14 protein-coding genes are annotated in these 19,434 nt (G+C 31.7%); all 14 read left to right on the top strand.

All coding sequences use genetic code 11. The annotated features are described in order from the left end of the window. The first annotated feature begins 170 nt into the window (after positions 1-170). The 14 genes from KVH43_RS08040 to KVH43_RS08105 all read left to right on the top strand — a co-directional run bounded on the left by KVH43_RS08040 (position 171) and on the right by KVH43_RS08105 (position 19,291). Positions 171-1,010, top strand: coding sequence for a BglG family transcription antiterminator (locus tag KVH43_RS08040; RefSeq protein ID WP_218282042.1), 840 nt, complete (start codon positions 171-173; stop codon positions 1,008-1,010). 298 nt (positions 1,011-1,308) lie between these two features. Next, complete coding sequence (gene ptsG / locus KVH43_RS08045; protein ID WP_218282043.1) at positions 1,309-3,324, top strand: glucose-specific PTS transporter subunit IIBC; 2,016 nt, start codon at positions 1,309-1,311, stop codon at positions 3,322-3,324. A 285-nt stretch (positions 3,325-3,609) separates the two neighbouring features. After that, positions 3,610-3,870, top strand: a complete 261-nt coding sequence (locus tag KVH43_RS08050; RefSeq protein ID WP_218282044.1) for an HPr family phosphocarrier protein — start codon at positions 3,610-3,612, stop codon at positions 3,868-3,870. 14 nt (positions 3,871-3,884) lie between these two features. Continuing rightward, positions 3,885-5,588, top strand: a complete 1,704-nt coding sequence (gene ptsP / locus KVH43_RS08055) for a phosphoenolpyruvate--protein phosphotransferase (RefSeq protein WP_218282045.1) — start codon at positions 3,885-3,887, stop codon at positions 5,586-5,588. Between the two features lie 64 nt (positions 5,589-5,652). Continuing rightward, entirely contained in the window at positions 5,653-6,981 is a 1,329-nt protein-coding gene (locus KVH43_RS08060) for a glucose-6-phosphate isomerase (protein WP_420829652.1), read from the top strand. 29 nt (positions 6,982-7,010) lie between these two features. Beyond that, positions 7,011-7,868, top strand: a complete 858-nt coding sequence (locus KVH43_RS08065; RefSeq protein WP_218282047.1) for a class II fructose-1,6-bisphosphate aldolase — start codon at positions 7,011-7,013, stop codon at positions 7,866-7,868. Positions 7,869-7,881: 13 nt separating this feature from the next. Beyond that, a complete protein-coding gene (gene pfkA / locus KVH43_RS08070) occupies positions 7,882-8,844 on the top strand; it encodes a 6-phosphofructokinase (protein WP_218282048.1) in 963 nt (320 codons plus the stop codon). Positions 8,845-9,050: 206 nt separating this feature from the next. Beyond that, a complete protein-coding gene (locus tag KVH43_RS08075; protein WP_218282049.1) occupies positions 9,051-9,515 on the top strand; it encodes a PTS sugar transporter subunit IIA in 465 nt (154 codons plus the stop codon). Between the two features lie 79 nt (positions 9,516-9,594). Further along, positions 9,595-10,653 (top strand): PTS fructose transporter subunit IIC, encoded by a 1,059-nt coding sequence (locus KVH43_RS08080; protein ID WP_218282050.1) that lies wholly within the window; start codon positions 9,595-9,597, stop codon positions 10,651-10,653. Between the two features lie 196 nt (positions 10,654-10,849). Further along, the gene (locus tag KVH43_RS08085) at positions 10,850-11,167 is read left to right on the top strand and encodes a PTS fructose-like transporter subunit IIB (protein ID WP_218282051.1); all 318 of its coding nucleotides are present in this window, start codon (positions 10,850-10,852) and stop codon (positions 11,165-11,167) included. A gap of 30 nt (positions 11,168-11,197) precedes the next feature. Then, positions 11,198-13,159 (top strand): BglG family transcription antiterminator, encoded by a 1,962-nt coding sequence (locus KVH43_RS08090; RefSeq protein WP_218282052.1) that lies wholly within the window; start codon positions 11,198-11,200, stop codon positions 13,157-13,159. A gap of 24 nt (positions 13,160-13,183) precedes the next feature. Beyond that, positions 13,184-14,170, top strand: coding sequence for a mannose-6-phosphate isomerase, class I (gene manA, locus KVH43_RS08095; protein WP_218282053.1), 987 nt, complete (start codon positions 13,184-13,186; stop codon positions 14,168-14,170). A 239-nt stretch (positions 14,171-14,409) separates the two neighbouring features. Then, positions 14,410-15,027 carry a TetR/AcrR family transcriptional regulator gene (locus tag KVH43_RS08100; RefSeq protein ID WP_218282054.1) on the top strand — a complete coding sequence of 206 codons (618 nt, stop codon included), beginning with the start codon at positions 14,410-14,412 and terminating at the stop codon, positions 15,025-15,027. 19 nt (positions 15,028-15,046) lie between these two features. Continuing rightward, on the top strand, positions 15,047-19,291 hold the full coding sequence (locus tag KVH43_RS08105; protein ID WP_218282055.1) for a 2-hydroxyacyl-CoA dehydratase: 4,245 nt from the start codon (positions 15,047-15,049) through the stop codon (positions 19,289-19,291). Positions 19,292-19,434: the final 143 nt, after the last annotated feature.

The following is a 19,434-nucleotide window of genomic DNA, read 5'->3' on the forward strand; positions in this document are numbered from 1 at the left end:
AACATAAAAAAATATATAAAGATAAGTTATCTGGAATGAACTATCTTTTATATTTTGTTTTGATGTTGTTTATATACAGTATTATTGACATATGGATTAAAATAAAATACAATAGGTTAAAATAAAGATGTGTTTATACAAATAGGATAACGTTCTCATGGAGGATTGCCGTGGAAAAGTATGTTATAAAAAAGATATTAAGCAATAATGTAGTATTGGTAGAAAATCAAAATCAAAATTATATTCTTGTTGGGAAGGGTATCGGCTTTGGAAAAAAGAAAGGGTTTGTATTAGAAAATCCTCAGGTTATTGAGGAAAAGTTTATTTCATTAAAAGGGCTTTCTGAAAATGAATATGAAAGTTTTCTGAGTAAAATAGATCCTAAGATCATAGAATTAGTCGAAAAAATCATGGTAATGATAAAAAAGGAGTTAGGAAAAGAACTTAATCCAAATGTACATGTAGGACTAATTGATCATATTAATTTTGCTATAAAAAGGTTAAAAGAAGGCATTGAGATTGTGAACCCTTTCTTGTTCGAGACAAAATTACTTTATCCAACAGAATACGATTTAGCTGAAAAAGCTGTTGATATATTAAAAAATCATTTGAATATTGATATTCCAGAAGCAGAGATTGGATTTTTAGCTCTTCATATTTATGGTGGTAGAGAAAATAAAAGTAAAAAAGAAGCTTTGAAAAATTCAAAAATGCTTAATACAATATTAAATTATATTGAAAAGAAATTCGATATGCATATAGAAAAAAATTCCTTTGATTATAAAAGGTTTATTATGCATTTAAGAGGTGTAATAGATCGGGTAGTCAATCATAAGACTATTGAAAATATACTTTTATCAAAAGTAAAGGAAGACTTGATGATTGAATTTAAAGTAGCTTATGATTTATCAAAAATAATGGAAAAAACTTTAAAAATAAATATACCAGAAAGCGAAATAGGATATATAGCAATGCATTTACACAGATTAAATAGTCAAAAATCTAGATGAATTTATATCAAAAATAAAAAAAGTGTTGAATGTGAAAACGTTTTATGATATTATAATGGTACAAAATCAATTGAATATATTTCATGATTTTACGTGTTACTGATTCGATCAGGCATGAGTAAAAGAATGTAGTAAAATAGATTTAAGTCTATTTTATCTTTCTTTTGCTCATGCCTTTTTGCATTTTCATTTGTGAATAATATCCGATCTTTAAAAGTGATCACTAAAAAGTTGGATGTTCCTATAAAAAAATAAACATACTAATACTAAATAATACTAAAAAAAGGAGAGGTGTAATATGAAAAAAGCATTTGGCGTATTGCAGCAAGTTGGTAAAGCGTTAATGTTACCTGTAGCATTACTTCCAGCTGCAGGGATTATCCTAGCATTAGGTGCAACACTACAAAATCCATTTTTATTAGAAAAAATTCCAGCACTAGGTGGATCAGGATTTCAATTGTTAGCTAGTCTTATGTCTAAAACTGGTGGTATTGTATTTGGCAATCTTCCATTATTATTTGCTATTGGTGTAGCTGTAGGATTAGCTGGAGGAGAAGGGGTTGCAGGAATTGCTGCAGCTATTGGATATTTGATCATGAATGTTACAATGGGTGTTTTAGTACCAGCCTTTAAACCAGAAATCGTCGAAAATGCTCATGCATTCACGGAGATTTTAGGAGTTTCAACTCTTCAAACAGGAGTATTTGGTGGTGTTATTGTTGGTATTATGGCAGCTAGTCTTTATAAAAAATATTATAATATAGAACTACCACCATATCTTGGATTCTTTGCAGGAAAAAGATTCGTACCGATTGTTACAGCAGTATCATCAATAATCTTAGGAGCTGCTATGATTTTTGTATGGCCTCCAATTCAAGGTGGATTAGATGCGTTTTCACATAGTATGATTGATACAAACAAAACATTAGCGGCATTCATATTTGGTGTTATTGAAAGATCATTGATTCCATTTGGACTTCATCATATTTTCTATTCACCATTCTGGTTTGAATTTGGAGAATATACAACAAAAGCTGGAGAGCTAGTTCGTGGAGATCAAGCGATTTTCTTCAAGCAGTTAATAGATGGAGTACCTTTTACTGCAGGTACATTTATGACAGGTAAATTCCCATTCATGATGTTTGGTTTACCAGGAGCAGCATTAGCAATGTATCATGAAGCAAGACCTGAGAAGAAAAAGTTAGTTGCAGGTATTATGGCATCAGCAGCTCTTACATCTTTCTTAACAGGTATTACAGAGCCAATTGAGTTTACATTCCTTTTCGTAGCTCCAGCATTATTTGCAGTTCATGCATTATTTGCAGGTTTATCATTCATGACAATGCATTTATTAAATGTAAAAATTGGTATGACTTTCTCTGGTGGTATAATTGACTATTTACTATTCGGGGTATTACCAAATAGAACTCCATGGTATTTAGTAATTCCAGTAGGATTAGTATTCTTTGTAATCTATTACTTTGGATTCCGTTTTGCAATAAGAAAATGGAATATTAAGACACCAGGTCGTGAAGCTGATGATGAAAGTGCAGTAAATGTAGATGTTCAGGCAGGAGATTTAGCAGTAAATGTATTAGAAGCATTAGGTGGAAAAGGAAATATTAAAAACTTAGATGCCTGTATTACACGTCTTCGTGTAAGTGTTAATGATATTAAAAAAGTAGATAAAGCACGAATTAAAGCATTAGGAGCTTCAGGAGTGCTAGAAGTTGGAAATAATATTCAGGCTATATTTGGTCCAAAATCAGACCAATTAAAATCACAAATTAAAGATGTAATGGATGGAAAAACAGTAACAAATTCTATTGATATAGAAAAAAAAAATAGTGATGTAAAGGGAAATGATTATTTTGTAGCTCCTTTAAATGGTAAGCTTTTAGCATTAAAGGATGTGCCAGATCAAGTATTTTCTCAAAGAATGATGGGAGATGGATTTGCAATCGAGCCAATAAATGGAGAAGTGGTATCTCCTGTAAATGGTAAGGTTACAACTTTATTCCAAACAAAGCATGCAATAGGTATTACAGCAGAAAATGGACGTGAAGTATTAATTCACTTTGGTATTGATACAGTAAAGCTTAAAGGAGAAGGCTTTGAAGCACTTGTAAACCAAGATGATATAGTAAAGGCTGGTCAACCAATTCTTCGTGTAGATTTAGAAAAAATAAAAGACAAAGTGCCTTCTATTATTACACCAATTATATTTACAAATCTTTCTGAGAAAGAAAAAGTATCTTTCAAAGCTGGTGTAAAGGTAACATGTGGACAAAAAAATATTGTAAATATACAATAATTTGATATGAAAAATAGATACCTCCTAAGCTGATATAAGGCTAGGAGGTGTCCTCAATTTTAATACCTATTGACAACTGTTTAATATTAGCGTAAAATTCTTATGAAAGCATGAAGAAATTAAAAAGCGTGTTACTGATTCGATCAGGCATTAGCTAGTGATTTTAGGTGAAAATATAATTGATATATTTTTATCTAGTCATTAGTTGATGCTTTTTATAATGAATACGAATCGTAAGTAATGGTAAAATAAAATAATAAGAGAATATTAAGGAGGAAATTTAAAATGGAAAAAATAGTAAAAATTTTAAATGATTCAGGAATGCATGCAAGACCAGCAGGAGCTTTCGTAAAAAAGGCAAATGAATTTTCATCAGATATAAATATTGAAGTTAATGGGAAAGCTGTAAATGCAAAATCTATTATGAATCTATTAAGTCTTGGACTTAAAAAAGATGATGAAATAAAAATTGTTGCAAATGGTGATGATGCAGCAGCAGCAGTTGAAGCTTTAGCTGACTTAGTAAATTCAAAATTTGGTGAATAAGAGGAGGTTTTTGCATGCTATTTGGTAAAGGGGCATCTAATGGAATCGCATTAGGGAAGGCATTACTTATAGAAAATGAGCCCTTAAATATAGAAAAGAAAACCATTGAGAATACAGAAATAGAAAAGAATAAATTTTTAGAAGCTTTAAACATTTCTAAAGAGCAGCTATCAAAGGTTAGAGATAAAGCTTTAAAAGAGCTAGGAGAGGAAAAAGCAGCTATTTTTGAAGCTCATTTAATGATTTTAGATGATCCTGAAATCATGAATCAAACAAAGGATAAAATAGAAAATGAAAAGGTAAATGCAGCATTTGCATTTAAGGAAATCGCTAACCAATTCATTATGATATTTGAATCAATGGATAATGAATATATGAGAGAAAGAGCAGCAGATATTAGAGATGTTTCTGATCGTGTGCTAAGAAATATAGTAGGGCAGAAAGTTATTGATTTGTCTATGCTAGATGAAGAGGTTATCTTAATTGCAGATGATTTAACACCTTCTGATACAGCTACAATGGACAAGGAGAAGGTGTTAGGCTTCTTAACAAATATCGGAGGACGTACATCTCATACTGCTATTATGGCTAGAAGCTTGGAGATTCCAGCTGTTGTAGGTCTAGGAGATATTACAGATAAGGTTAAAAATGGAGACTATATTATATTAAATGGAGAAACTGGAGAAGTAATCGTAAATCCTAATGAAGAGGAAATTAACAAGTATAAAGCTCTAAAAGAAAACTATGAAAAGGAAAGAAAAGAGCTTGAAAAGATTATCGGTCAAAAAAGTGTTACACTAGATGGTAGAGAAGTAGAGCTTGTAGGAAATATTGGAACTCCAAAGGATATCGAGGGGCTTCTGAAAAATGATGCAGAGGGAGTAGGATTATATAGAACAGAATTTATCTATATGGATAGAGATAGTATGCCTACTGAAGAAGAACAATTTGAAGCTTATAAAAAAGTATTAGAAGGTTTAGGAGATAAACCAGTAGTTATAAGAACATTAGATATTGGTGGAGATAAAAAGCTTCCATACTTAAAAATAGATGAGGAAATGAATCCTTTCTTAGGTTATAGAGCTATAAGACTTTGTCTTGATAAAAAAGAAATATTTAAAACTCAATTAAGAGCGTTGCTTAGAGCAAGTGTATATGGAAACCTTAAGATAATGTTCCCAATGATTTCAAGCCTTGAAGAATTATTAGCAGCAAAAGAAGTATTAAACGAAGTGAAGAAGGATTTAGATAGTGAAGGAATAAAATATGCAGAAAATATAGAAATTGGTATGATGATCGAAGTGCCATCTGCAGCGATCATTAGCGATATTTTAGCAAAGCATGTTGATTTCTTTAGTATTGGTACAAATGATTTAATCCAGTATACTACTGCAGTAGATAGAATGAATGAAAAAATTCATCATCTTTATAGTACATTTAATCCGGGTGTTTTAAGATTGATTAAAATGGTTATTGATAATGGACACAAGGAAAATATATGGGTTGGTATGTGCGGAGAAGCAGCAGGAGACAAAAAAATGATTCCAATTTTACTAGGAATGGGTCTAGATGAATTTAGTATGAGTGCATCATCTATACTACCAGCTAGAAAACTAATCCGTTCATTAAAATTTGAAGACGCAAAAAAAATTGCTGATAAAGTTTTAAGCATGGGTTCAGCAAAGGAAATTGAACGTTATTTAGAAAATACTATATAGATTTTTTGAGCATTATAGATTAAAATTAAAATTAGAGAGTAAAAATCTATTGATAAGGGGATCTATTATGGAGAATATACGTTTCGATTATTCAAATGCATCTATTAAAGAGCATGAAGTGGAATACTTAAAAACGCAAGTAATAGAGGCGCATAGAATGATCCATGAAAAGTCAGGGGCAGGAAATGACTTTTTAGGATGGGTTGATTATCCTTTAAATTATGATAAGGAAGAATTTGAAAAGGTAAAAGAAGCAGCAGCAAAAATAAGAAAAGATTCTGATGTATTGATTGTTGTAGGAATTGGAGGCTCATATTTAGGAGCTAGAGCTGCTATTGAAGCACTTAGCCATTCTTTCTATAATATGATGGATGGTGTAAAAATATTATTTGCAGGAAATAATATCAGTGGAACGTACCTTAAGCACTTATTAGAAGTAATTGATGGAAAAGACATAAGCATCAATGTTATATCTAAATCAGGAACAACTACAGAGCCAGCTATAGCTTTTAGGGTACTTAAGAGCTATATGGAGAAAAAGTACGGCAAGGAAGAAGCAAGAAAAAGAATATATGCTACTACTGATAAGGAAAAAGGTGCTTTAAGAACATTAGCAGAGAAAGAAGGCTATGAGACATTTATCATACCAGATGATGTAGGTGGAAGATTCTCAGTACTTACTCCAGTAGGACTTTTACCAATTGCAGCAGCAGGTCTTGATATAGATGAAATTATGCGTGGTGCAAAAGACGCTAGAGAATTGTACATGGAAAAGGATTTAGAAAATAATATGTGCTATCAATATGCAGCTGTTAGAAACATATTATATCGCAGTGGAAAAACTATAGAGGTTATGGTAAATTATGAGCCAAGCCTACACTACATAGCTGAATGGTGGAAGCAGTTGTACGGAGAAAGTGAAGGAAAAGATGGAAAAGGTATATTCCCAACAGCAGTAGATTTTTCAACAGATCTACATTCTATGGGTCAATATCTACAAGATGGAAGAAGAGATTTATTTGAAACAGTATTAAATATAGAAGCGCCAAAATTAGATATTACTATTGAAGAAGACGAGGATAATCTAGACGGATTAAATTACTTAAGCGGTAAAACAATGGATTTTGTAAATAAAAAGGCTTTTGAAGGAACATTACTTGCACATGTAGATGGAGCTGTTCCAAATATTATTATAAATGTGCCTAAAATGAATGAATACTATTTTGGTAATCTTATTTATTTCTTTGAAAAAGCATGTGCTATCAGCGGATATTTATTAGGTGTTAATCCATTTGACCAGCCTGGAGTAGAAAGCTATAAGAGAAATATGTTTGCACTTCTTGGAAAGCCTGGATATGAGGAATTAAGAGAAGTATTGCAAAAGAGAATATAATAAAATCTATTATTTAAGGAGGAGAAAAAATGTTAGTAACTGGAAAAGAAATACTAAAGCACGCTCATGAGAATGGATATGCAGTAGGAGCTTTTAATGTCAACAATATGGAACAAGTACAAGCTATTATTGAAGCAGCAGAGGAAACTCAATCTCCTGTAATCATTCAAGCAAGTCAAGGTGGACTTAAATACGCAGGTGTAGAGTATATTGCTGGAATGGGTAAAATTGCTGCAGAAAAAGCTTCAGTTCCTGTTGCTATTCACTTAGATCATGGAACAGATTTCAAACAAATCATGGCATGTATTCGCAATGGATTTACTTCTGTTATGATTGATGGTTCTCACCATGAATTAGAAGAAAACATAAAAATAACAAAGCAAATCGTGGAAATGGCACATGCTGTAGGTGTATCTGTTGAGGCAGAGCTTGGAAAAATCGGTGGAACAGAAGATGATATATCTGTAGATGAAAAAGATGCAACTTATACAGATCCAGATGAAGCTGCTCGTTTTGTAGAAGAAACTGGAGTTGATTATTTGGCTATTGCAGTAGGAACAGCTCATGGACCTTACAAGGGAGAACCAAAGCTTGATTTTGATAGAATCAAAGTAATAAAAGAAAAGCTTAACATGCCTTTAGTACTTCATGGTTCATCAGGTGTACCAGAAGAAAGTATTAAAAAAGCTGTTAGTCTTGGAATCAACAAAATCAATATTGATACGGATATAAGAATGGCATTCCATAAAGCTGTAAAAGAATTTGTAAGCAAAAACCCAGATGTTTATGATCCTAGAAAGATTGTAGGCCCAGCAAGAGTAGCGATGAAGGAAGTTATTGCAGAAAAAATGAGAATGTTTGGCGCTGCAGGCAAGGCTTGGAGATAGGAGGTAATATCCATTGAAGACCATAGGTGTACTAACCAGTGGAGGAGATGCTCCAGGAATGAATGCAGCCATAAGAGCTGTAGTTAGAGCAGGAATCTATAATAATATAAAAGTAATGGGAATTGAACGAGGATATAATGGATTAATAAATGGAAATATTAAAGAGATGAATCTATCTTCTGTTGCAGATATTATTCATAGAGGAGGAACCGTTTTAAAAACGGCAAGATGTGAAGAATTCAAAACAGAAGAAGGAAGAAAAAAAGCTTTAAATGTACTAAAAGTTTTTGGTATAGAAGGACTTGTTGTAATAGGTGGAGATGGTTCTTTTACAGGTGCACAAAAGCTTAGTGAAGCAGGAATCAAAACAATCGGAATTCCAGGAACTATTGACAATGACTTAGCATATACAGACTATACCATTGGTTTTGATACAGCACTAAATACAGTACTTGATGCGATTACTAAAATCAGAGATACTTCAGCATCTCATGGCAGAGCAAATATTGTTGAAGTAATGGGAAGACATTGTGGAGATATTGCATTATATGCAGGTCTTGCTGGTGGTGCTGAAAGTGTTATCGTACCAGAAGAAGAGTTTTCTATTGATGATGTATGTAGAAAGCTTATTCAAGGAAGAAGCAGAGGAAAGCTTCACAGTATTATCATGTTGGCAGAAGGAATAGGTGGAAATGCCTTTGAATTAGGAAAAGAAATAGAAGAAGTAACAGGAATCGAAACAAAGGTTACTGTTCTTGGACACATTCAAAGGGGAGGAAATCCTTCAGCCTTTGATAGAATCCTTGCAAGTAAGCTAGGAGCAAAAGCAGTAAGCTTGCTAATAGAGGGCAAATCAGGAAGAGTTGTAGGTATGAAGGATCATAAAATTATTGATATGGATATTCATGAAGCTTTATCCATGGAAAGACAATTTGATAAGGAAACATATAAATTGACAAAAATACTTTCTATATAACACAGTCATTTGACTGTGTTATTTTTTGTATAAAAAATCAGAAATGATGAGAGATTGAAAAAATATAAGATTATTTAAGCTATCAAATTTATAATGATTACCACATTAATCTGGCAATAGGAGTTTTTATTAACTTATTAAAAACATGTTATGATGAATATAAGAAAAAAATCTATAAAAAAAAAAACGATGGGAGAGATGGAGCTATGGAAAAAATTATAAATACTGATTTGATAGATTTAAATTTAAAAGCTGAAACAAAAGAAGAAGCTATAAAGACACTGATAAAGAGAGTAGATAAATGTGGAAGATTAAACGATATAAATGAATATCTAAAGGTTGTGCTAGAGAGAGAAAAACTGTCTACTACAGGAATAGGCTTTGGGATAGCGATACCACATGGAAAGAGTGATGCTGTAAAAATTCCAACTTTAGCGTTTGGTAGATGCGAAGATGGAATAGAATGGCAATCTTTAGATGGTAAGGTTGTAAAAATCATTTTTCTTATTGCAGTACCAGAAGAGGCAGCATCTAATCAACATTTAAGAATTTTAGCAGCCTTATCTAGAAGAATGATGAATGAAGAATTTAGAAAGAAACTATTAGAAATAGTAGATGAGAAAGAACTAATGAATTTATTAGATGATATTTTAGCAGAAATAGCAGCTTAAAAGAATTGCTATTAAGATAGAATATAAAGGCTTTGTAATATAGAATTTATCAATAAAATTTAAAAAGGAGGATATTTCAATGAAAGGTGAATTGAAAAATATAAGAACTTATCTTATGACAGGTGTATCTTATATGATTCCTATTGTTGTAATAGGTGGGGTATTGATTGCTCTAGCTATTGCATTAAGTGGGGTTGAAGCTGGAACTGGAGCAAATGTAACTAATCCAATTCTAGAAAAGATGCTAAATATAGGAGTAAAGGCTTTTGGACTTATGGTACCTATATTAGCAGGATATATTTCTTTTGGTATTGCGGATAGACCAGGATTAGCACCGGGACTTGTTGGTGGAGCATTAGCTAATGAAATAGGAGCAGGATTTTTAGGAGGAATTATAGCAGGCTTTGTAGCAGGATATACAGCTAAATGGATAAAATCATGGAAAGTACATGTTCAGTTAAGAGCTATTATGCCAATATTTGTTATTCCTTTATTAACATCATTAGTTGTAGGGACTGTAATGTATATAATTGGTGCTCCTATTAGTAGTTTGATGGAATCAATGACAGCAACTCTAAAGAGTATGGGAACAGGAAATGCAGTATTACTTGCAGTTATTATGGGAGCAATGATTGCTTTTGATATGGGTGGACCAATAAACAAGGTTGCATTCATGTTTGGAGCAGCTATGATTGGCGAAGGTGTATATACAATTATGGGTCCGGTAGCAGTAGCTATTTGTGTGCCTCCTATAGCAATGGGAGTTGCAACACTTTTAAATCCTAAAAAATATACAGAAACAGAAAAAGAGGCTGGTAAAGGTGCTATCGCAATGGGGCTTATAGGTATTACAGAAGGAGCTATTCCATTTGCAGCAGCAGATCCATTTAGAGTAATTCCTTCTATTGTGGTAGGATCATCTATTGGAGCAGCAATTGCTGCAATAGGAAAAGTAGGAGATCATGCACCACATGGAGGACCAATCGTACTTCCTGTAGTAGATAATAGGATAATGTTTATCATAGCAGTATTAGTTGGCGTTGCAGTAGCAGCACTTATGGTAAATATATTGAAAAAAGATGTAGTAGAAGAGAAAAAAGAAGAAAATGATGATGAAGAGATTAGCATAGAGTTTTAATGTATATTAAAGCTAGCTGTTTTACGAACAGCTAGTTTGTTTTAAAGATATAAAAATAAAATAAATTTTACCACATTGATAAGGTAATTATTATTAATCACACAGTTGTTTTGATATGGTATTATAATATTAGAGAAGAAATTGAAGTGTTTTAAAATAAAAAAATTACCACAAGTATAAAGAAAGGAAGATGGATATGAAAATATTAGCTGTAACTGCTTGTCCAACAGGTATAGCTCATACTTATATGGCTGCAGAAGCATTAGAAAAGGAAGCGAAAGAAAGAGGCTTTGAAGTAAAAGTAGAGACTCAAGGGTCTATAGGAATTGAAAATGAAATTACAAAAGATGATTTAGAGGGTGCAGATGTAGTTATTTTGACAAAGGATATGGCTATAAAAGGAAAAGATAGATTTAAAGGAATTCCTGTTGTGAATGTAGCCATTGGAGATATTATTAAAAAAACAGGATTATTACTGGATAAGATTGTTGATCATTTGAATAGTAAAAAATAGAAAGAGAAATCCCCATAGAGGAGAGTTTATATGAGTCGAATCATGAGAATTGCTAAAATTTTATTGGAAAGTAAAGAACCTGTTACTATTAATAAAATAGCTTCAGAACTTAAGGTGTCCAATAAGACAGTGCGTAATGATTTGAATAAGCTTCAGGATTTTGTTGAAAGAGAAGGGCTGAGATTGAGCAAAAAGACTGGTGTAGGTACAAGTATTGAAGGCTCTGAAGAAAATAAAATACAGCTTTTGCAAAGACTTAAAAAAGATATTGATTATGTTGAACCTTATTCCCGTGAAGGAAGGCAAAACTATATCTTAAAAAGACTTTTCATGGATAGTAAGAGTATTACTATCCAAGAGCTTGCTGATGAATTATATGTTTGTACAGCAACTATTAATAATGATTTAAAAGATCTTGAAATATGGCTCAAGGATTTTCGTTTAAAATTAAAGAAAAAAAGAAACTATGGGGTAGAGATTGTAGGAAAAGAAGAAGATTATAGAAAAGCTATTTCAAGCATCCTTTCTCAAAGTAAGAAAGTTGAGGAACTTCAAAAGTTATTATATTCAGAATATAAAGGAAGAATTGATTATAAATCGATGGTACAGCTTAAAGCACTAATGGATATAGATTATAAAAAGCTAGAAGAACTATTAAATGGGGTAGAAAAACAACTAAAATTTAGATTTTCTCAAGAAGCATATATTAGCTTGGTGATTCATATTGTTATATCTATGAGAAGGATAAAAGAAGGTAAGGATATTTTATTATCTAAGACAATTTTAAGCAATATTAAAAATACAGAAGAGTTTCAATGCGCAAAAGAAATGAGTAGTAAAATGCAAAAATACTTCAATGTAGTGATACCAGAATCAGAAATAGGATATATTACTCTTCACATATTAGGAAGTAAAATTTACCAAAAAGACTTAGGAGATTTGGAATTTTCCTTTGAAAAGATTGAAGAGTCAGAAATTGCAGTAGAAATAGCTAAAAGTATTGTAGATGTGGCAAGCGATGCATTGAATATGGATTTGAGAGAGGATCAAGCACTTATTAATGGATTGGTTTTGCATTTAAGACCAACAATAAATCGTTTGAAATATGGATTGACTTTAAATAATCCTATTTTAGAAGATATCAAAAGTAATTATCCAGATATTTTTGGAGTGGCTTGGATGAGTAGCAGAGTATTTGAAAAATATTTGGATAAAAGGATACCAGAATCAGAAATAGGATATATTACTCTTCATCTAGGAGCAGCTGTAGAAAGAAATAGACGACAAATAAAAACTTTGGTAATTTGCCATAGTGGTATAGGTACTTCTCAACTACTATCAGCAAGACTTCAAAGATGCTTTAAAGAAATTGAGATTTTAGGTATTGTTTCTTCTACAGAATTGACGAAAGATATGCTTGATGATGCTGACTTGATTATATCCACTGTTCCTCTTCAAATAGATAGATTTGTATTAGTCATTAGTCCTCTTTTTACCCAATCAGATATAAAAAAGGTAGATCAATATATTTATAAGATTCGTCAAAAAATGGTACATAATGATGTGAATGGAAATTTTATTGAGAAAGAGTTTTTTTATAGAAGTAAAAAAATAAAAAATAAAGAAGCAGTAATCTGTGAGATGTGTGAATACTTAGAAAGAAAGCAGTATATTAAAAGAAATTTTAAAGATAGCGTATTGTTAAGAGAAAATATTATGTCTACAGAAGTAGGAAATGGTATAGCTATTCCCCACGGAGATCCCAAAGAAGTAAAAAAATCTTGTATTGCTCTTACTGTGTTAGAACATCCAATGAAATGGGATAAAGAGTTGGTAGAATTTATTTTTATGATTTGTATTGCTGAAAAGGATATGGCAAAAACCAAAATTCTTATTAGAAATTTATATAAAAATATGCATAAATCTGAATTTCTAAATGAACTGAGAAAAGGAGATAAAAATATCAAAATTATGTTAGATAGATTATTATAAAAGGCATAAGTGGGAGGTGGGTATATGTATCCACTAAAATTTGAGCATATATATGTAAATAAAGTTTGGGGTGGAAGAAATTTAGAATCTTTTAGAGAAGATTTGCCCGAAGGAAAAATTGGGGAGAGTTGGGAAGTTGCATGTCGTAAAGATGTAGTAAGTATTATTTCAAATGGCAAATATAAAGGAATGAGCTTGGATAAGTTAATATTAAAAGAAAGTGATGCTATTCTTGGGACAAAAATTTCAAATAAACATTTTCCATTACTTATCAAGTTTTTAGATGCACAAAGCAAATTATCTATTCAAGTGCATCCTAATGATTTTTATGCTCTTCAAAATGAAAATGATTTAGGAAAGACAGAAGCATGGGTTGTATTGGATGCTCAAGAAAATGCTAGTATGGTATTAGGGGTGAAAGATTGTTCTCCTGATGGTTTTAAAGAAGCTTTAGAGAAAGGCGATTTAGAACCATATCTGAATCGTATATCGGTTAAAAAAGGAGATGTATATTTTATTCAAAGTGGCTTAATTCATACTATGGAAGGTGTTTTAGTAGCCGAGATTCAGCAAAATAGCGATACTACTTATAGAGTATATGACTATAATAGAGGTAGGGAACTTCATATAAAAAAAGCAATGGATGTCATCGATTTTTCAATTCATGCAAAAAAAGCTTCAGGGCTTTGTATTCATAAGGAAGGTTATGAAAAGACTTATTATTGCTATGATCATAATTTTTCTTTAGAGAAATATAAGATTGAAGGTAGTTGTATAGAAAAAAGTGATAAAGAAAGATTCTATATTTTTATCTGTATAGATGGAGAAGGTCTAATTCGATATTCTAATGGGATTGAAGAAATTAGAAAAGGGGATACAGTATTTATTCCTGCAGGTTTAGGAGCATATACCTTAGATGGAAATTTTACATTATTAAAAGCTTATGTTCCAAATATAGAAAAACTAGAAAAAGAAATTCTGGGTGAAATTAAATATCTGTCTGATTGTTAAGAAGTTTACAATAAAAAATAGTAAAAATCATCTCTATTGACATAAAAAATAACGAGCGTTATTATATATAATAATAACGCTCGTTATTTTTTATATTTACATTTTCATTTATATAGATAAACAACATCAACATAAAAAAAGAAATATATAAAGATAAGTGAATGACTTCGATAACTTTTGTAAAAATCATGTTGATATGTATATTGGGTATATAAAAGGGGAGTGAGAGAAAGAAAAAAATGATAGATGATGGAAATCCTACAAAACAAAAAATATTAGAAACTTCTTTAAGACTGTTTTCAAAAAATGGATATAGTGCTACCTCTGTAAGACAGATCTCTCGTGAAGCTGGTTTTAGAGAGAGTGTTATATATAATCATTTTTCAGGAAAGTACGATATACTAAAAACTTTATATGATGTTGAAATAGCTTCTGTTCGCAGTGAATTTTTAAAAAATATAGATATTGATGAAATCAAAAAGGATCCTAAAAGATTTTTACAGAGAATAGCTGATAAAATTATGATTTATTCTAATGATGAGGATCGAGCAAAATTCTTAAAAGTCATTATGATGGAAATGTTTAGAGATAGCAGAGCAAAGGAGCTTGTAAAGAAAGATATTTTTGAGAACAGCAAAATCATGCTCAAAAATATTTTTTTTAAAATGAGGAAAGCTGGGTTAATAAAGGAAAAAGATCCATTAATGCTTGCTAATGAATTTTTAGCTACTTTAATATTTTTTAACCTAGAGCATCTTCTGTCAAATGAAAGGAATGAAAATAAAGCATTTAGACATAACTTAGTAAAGAAACACATTGACTTTTTCTGGGAAAATGTGAAATTGAATGAATTTTAGTAATAGGGGGATTAGAGGCATGAAGAAAGTTCTCAATGTAGGACTTGATGTAGGTTCAACAACGGTAAAGATGGTTATATTAGATGGAAAACTAGATGTTCTTTATAAAAAATATGTAAGACATTTTTCAGATATAAAAAGCACAGTTACAAGCATACTAGAAGATGCAAAAGCTGTTTTACAAGACAATTTTATTACAGCAATGATTACAGGTTCAGGGGGATTTAATATTGCAACGAAGCTTGAAGTTCCCTTTATTCAAGAGGTAATCGCTTGTACCAATACAATTGAAAATATTATTCCAACAACAGATGTTGCTATAGAGCTTGGTGGAGAGGATGCAAAAATTACATATCTTGGAGAATCGATTGAACAAAGAATGAATGGAACCTGTGCAGGGGGTACAGGTGCTTTTATAGATCAAATGGCAGCACTTCTTCAAACAGATGCTCAAGGACTCAATGCATTGGCTAAAAAGCACAAGATCATCTATCCGATTGCATCGAGATGTGGAGTTTTTGCTAAAACAGATATTCAGCCTCTATTAAATGAGGGAGCTGCAAAGGAAGACATTGCAGCATCTGTTTTTCAGGCTGTTGTCAATCAGACCATTAGCGGACTTGCTCAAGGAAGACCTATCAAAGGAAATGTTGCATTTTTAGGAGGTCCTCTTCATTTTTTATCAGAGCTTAGAAATCGATTTATAAAAACCTTAAAGCTTGAGGAGAAAAAAGTTATTTTTCCTAAAGATTCGCAGTATTTTGTAGCTATAGGAGCAGCCATTTCTTCTAAAAATGAAAATCCTATTTCTGTTCAAGCTTTTTATAAAAGAGTACCAAGAATTTATGGAAAAAGCTATGAAGAGAATAAAAAGATTGCTCCTTTATTTTTAAATGATATAGAATACAACAAATTCAAGGAAAGACACAGCAAAGCGAAGGTAAAGAAAGTAGACTTAAAAACTTATGAAGGAAATGCTTATTTAGGCATTGATGCAGGGTCTACTACAACAAAGATTGCCCTTATAGATGAGGAAGGAGGACTTTTATATTCTCACTATGGAAGCAATATGGGAAAACCGTTAACCTCTACTATTACTGCATTGAAGGAGCTTTATAAAAATATTAATAAAAAGACTAAAATTGTAAATTCGGCAGTAACAGGCTATGGGGAGCATTTGATAAAAGCTGCTCTTAAGGTAGATATAGGAGAAATAGAGACGGTTGCTCATTATAAGGCGGCTGAATTCTTTCTTCCGGGAGTAGATTTTGTATTAGATATTGGTGGACAGGATATGAAGAGCTTAAAAATTCATAATGGGGCTATTGATTCTATTATGCTAAATGAAGCATGTTCATCAGGCTGTGGTTCGTTTATTGAAACCTTTGCAAATTCACTAAATCTAGAGGTAGAAGCATTTACAAAAAAAGCAATAAAATCAAAAAATCCAGTAGATCTTGGGACTCGTTGTACTGTATTTATGAATTCAAGGGTAAAACAGGCTCAAAAGGAAAATATAGATGTAGCTGATATTTCAGCAGGCATATCCATATCTGTCATTAAAAATGCACTATATAAAGTTATAAGAATGAGAAATCCAAAGGATTTAGGAGAAAAAATTGTTGTACAGGGTGGAACATTTTATAATGATGCTGTTTTAAGAGCTTTAGAAAAAATCATTGGAAAAGAAGTGATAAGACCTGATATTGCAGGAATTATGGGTGCTTTTGGTGCAGCACTTATTGCAAAAGAGCAATTTAGTACAGGATATGAAAGTAAATTATTAAAGATGGAAGAGCTTACAAATTTTAAAACAGAAATATCTATGAAAAGATGCGGATTGTGTGGAAATAATTGTCTTATTACAGTTAATCATTTTTCAGATGGAAGAGAGTTTATATCAGGTAATCGTTGTGAAAGAGGAGCTGGTATAGAAAAAAAAGAAAAGTCAATTCCAAACCTTTATGCATATAAGTACAAAAGAGTATTTAATTATAAACCATTATATAAGGATAAGGCAAAAAGAGGGATAATAGGTATTCCTAGAGTCCTTAATATGTATGAGGATTATCCATTTTGGTATACTTTCTTTACCCAATTAGGATATCAAGTAATTCTTTCAGGTCGTTCATCGAAAAAAATATACGAACTTGGGATGGAAACTATTCCATCAGAAAGTGTATGTTATCCAGCAAAGCTTGTACATGGTCATATTATGGATCTAATTAATAAAGGAGTTAAAAAGATTTTTTATCCATGCATTCCCTACAACAAAAAAGAAGATAAGGATGCAGGAAATAACTATAATTGTCCTGTAGTTACCTCTTATGCAGAGGCTATTTATGCTAATATTGATCCTTTAAAGAATGGAGAGATTATGTTTTATCATCCTTTTCTACCAATAGATGATGAAAAGAGAATGGAAAAAAGATTGATAGAAGAGCTGTCAAGAGAAAATATTCCTAAAATGGATATAAAAAAAGCTGTAAGATTTGCTTATAAGGAGCTTGAAGCTTATCGATATGATATAAGGAAAAAAGGTGAAGAGGCTTTAAAATATATAGAAGAAAATCAACTAAAAGGAATAGTCTTAGCAGGAAGACCGTATCATGTGGACCCTGAGATTAACCATGGGATTCCAGAGCTTATAGAGTCTTTAGGCTTTGTAGTACTTTCTGAGGATAGTGTGAGTCATCTTACAAAACCAGAAAGACCTCTGCGTGTGGTAGATCAATGGGTATATCATTCAAGACTTTATAGAGCTGCTACCTTTGTTGCAAAAAATAAAAACCTAGAGTTCGTTCAGCTAAACTCCTTTGGCTGTGGCTTAGATGCTATTACTACAGATCAAGTACAAGAGATATTAGAAAGATACGGAAAAATATATACCTTGTTGAAAATAGATGAAATAAATAATCTTGGAGCTGTAAGAATTCGTATTCGATCTCTTCTTGCAGCTATTAAAGAAAGAGATAAGAGAAATTTTGAACCAAAGAAACTTTATGAAAATGATGAAAGGGTGCTGTTTACGAAGAAAATGAAAAAAAATCATACGATTTTAGTTCCACAAATGTCACCTATTCATTTTCAGTTTTTAGATGTAGGATTTAAAAAAGCAGGATACAATGTGGAAGTTTTAGGAGATGTAGGAAAATCTGCTATAGATGAGGGACTTGCATATGTGCATAATGATGCATGCTATCCAGCAATTATTACAATAGGACAGATTATGGAAGCTTTAAAATCAGGAAAATATGATTTGAACAATACTTCTGTTATGATATCCCAAACAGGTGGAGGGTGTCGTGCAACCAATTATATAGCCTTTTTAAGAAAAGCATTAAAGGATGCAGGCATGGAGCATATACCGGTGATTTCAATAAATGCATCAGGACTAGAGAAAAATCCAGGGTTTAAGCTAAAGCCCACTACACTAGATAATTTAATGATGGGGCTTATTTATGGAGATCTTTTAATGAGAGTTTTATTAAGAGTTCGTCCTTATGAAAAAATAAAAGGCTCAGCCAATGCTTTGTATCAAAAATGGGTAAAAAAATGCAAAGAAAGCTTACTTAGAGGTAGGAAAAAGGATTTTAAAGAAAATATAAAAAAAATTGTTGAAGACTTTGATAATTTACCAATCGATGAAGATTTAGTAAAACCAAGAGTAGGTGTAGTAGGAGAAATACTAGTAAAATTTCATCCAGATGCGAATAATCATGTGGTAGACTTTTTAGAAGCAGAAGGAGCAGAGGTAGTTGTACCAGATCTTACGGATTTTTTATTATACTGTGCGTATGATCGCAAAACAAAGTATGAAAAATTGTCTGGAAGCTTTATAGGAATGATTATGGGAAACATTACTATAAACGGGATTGAAACTTATAGAAAGGATATGAGAAAGCTTCTAAAGAAGAGCAGTCGGTTTGAACCTCCAAAAGAAATTTATGAGTTAGCTCATCTTGCAAAAAAACATTTATCCTTATGTAATCAAACAGGAGAAGGTTGGTTCCTAACAGCAGAAATGGTGGAGTTAATAGAAAGTGGTACAGAAAATATCTTGTGTCTTCAGCCATTTGCGTGTCTTCCTAATCATATTACAGGAAAGGGAATGATTAAGGAGCTTAGAAGAAGCTATCCAAAAGCCAATATTGTGCCTATTGATTATGATCCTGGTGCAAGTGAAGTGAATCAAATCAATCGTATAAAGCTTATGCTTTCAGTAGCCTTCAAAAATTTAGAAAAGGAAGAAAGCTATGCATAATAAAAGGACTTCTCAGGAGAAGTCCTTTTAATGTTAGTGTATTTAGAATTATAAAAAAAGCGAGGAAACAATAAGTTATCGTTTTTCGATAAAAAAATATTGAAAAACATTTTATAGCATGGTAATATAGATTAGTAAAATAA

The sequence above is a fragment of the Crassaminicella indica genome, assembly GCF_019203185.1.
Classification (GTDB): domain Bacteria; phylum Bacillota; class Clostridia; order Peptostreptococcales; family Thermotaleaceae; genus Crassaminicella; species Crassaminicella indica.

Coding starts and splice junctions, on each gene's coding strand:
- ptsG (WP_218282043.1), top strand. CDS start 1,309: ATGAAAAAAGCATTTGGCGTATTGCAGCAAGTTGGTAAAGCGTTAATG.
- KVH43_RS08050 (WP_218282044.1), top strand. CDS start 3,610: ATGGAAAAAATAGTAAAAATTTTAAATGATTCAGGAATGCATGCAAGA.
- ptsP (WP_218282045.1), top strand. CDS start 3,885: ATGCTATTTGGTAAAGGGGCATCTAATGGAATCGCATTAGGGAAGGCA.
- KVH43_RS08065 (WP_218282047.1), top strand. CDS start 7,011: ATGTTAGTAACTGGAAAAGAAATACTAAAGCACGCTCATGAGAATGGA.
- KVH43_RS08075 (WP_218282049.1), top strand. CDS start 9,051: ATGGAAAAAATTATAAATACTGATTTGATAGATTTAAATTTAAAAGCT.
- KVH43_RS08080 (WP_218282050.1), top strand. CDS start 9,595: ATGAAAGGTGAATTGAAAAATATAAGAACTTATCTTATGACAGGTGTA.
- KVH43_RS08085 (WP_218282051.1), top strand. CDS start 10,850: ATGAAAATATTAGCTGTAACTGCTTGTCCAACAGGTATAGCTCATACT.
- KVH43_RS08090 (WP_218282052.1), top strand. CDS start 11,198: ATGAGTCGAATCATGAGAATTGCTAAAATTTTATTGGAAAGTAAAGAA.
- manA (WP_218282053.1), top strand. CDS start 13,184: ATGTATCCACTAAAATTTGAGCATATATATGTAAATAAAGTTTGGGGT.
- KVH43_RS08100 (WP_218282054.1), top strand. CDS start 14,410: ATGATAGATGATGGAAATCCTACAAAACAAAAAATATTAGAAACTTCT.
- KVH43_RS08105 (WP_218282055.1), top strand. CDS start 15,047: ATGAAGAAAGTTCTCAATGTAGGACTTGATGTAGGTTCAACAACGGTA.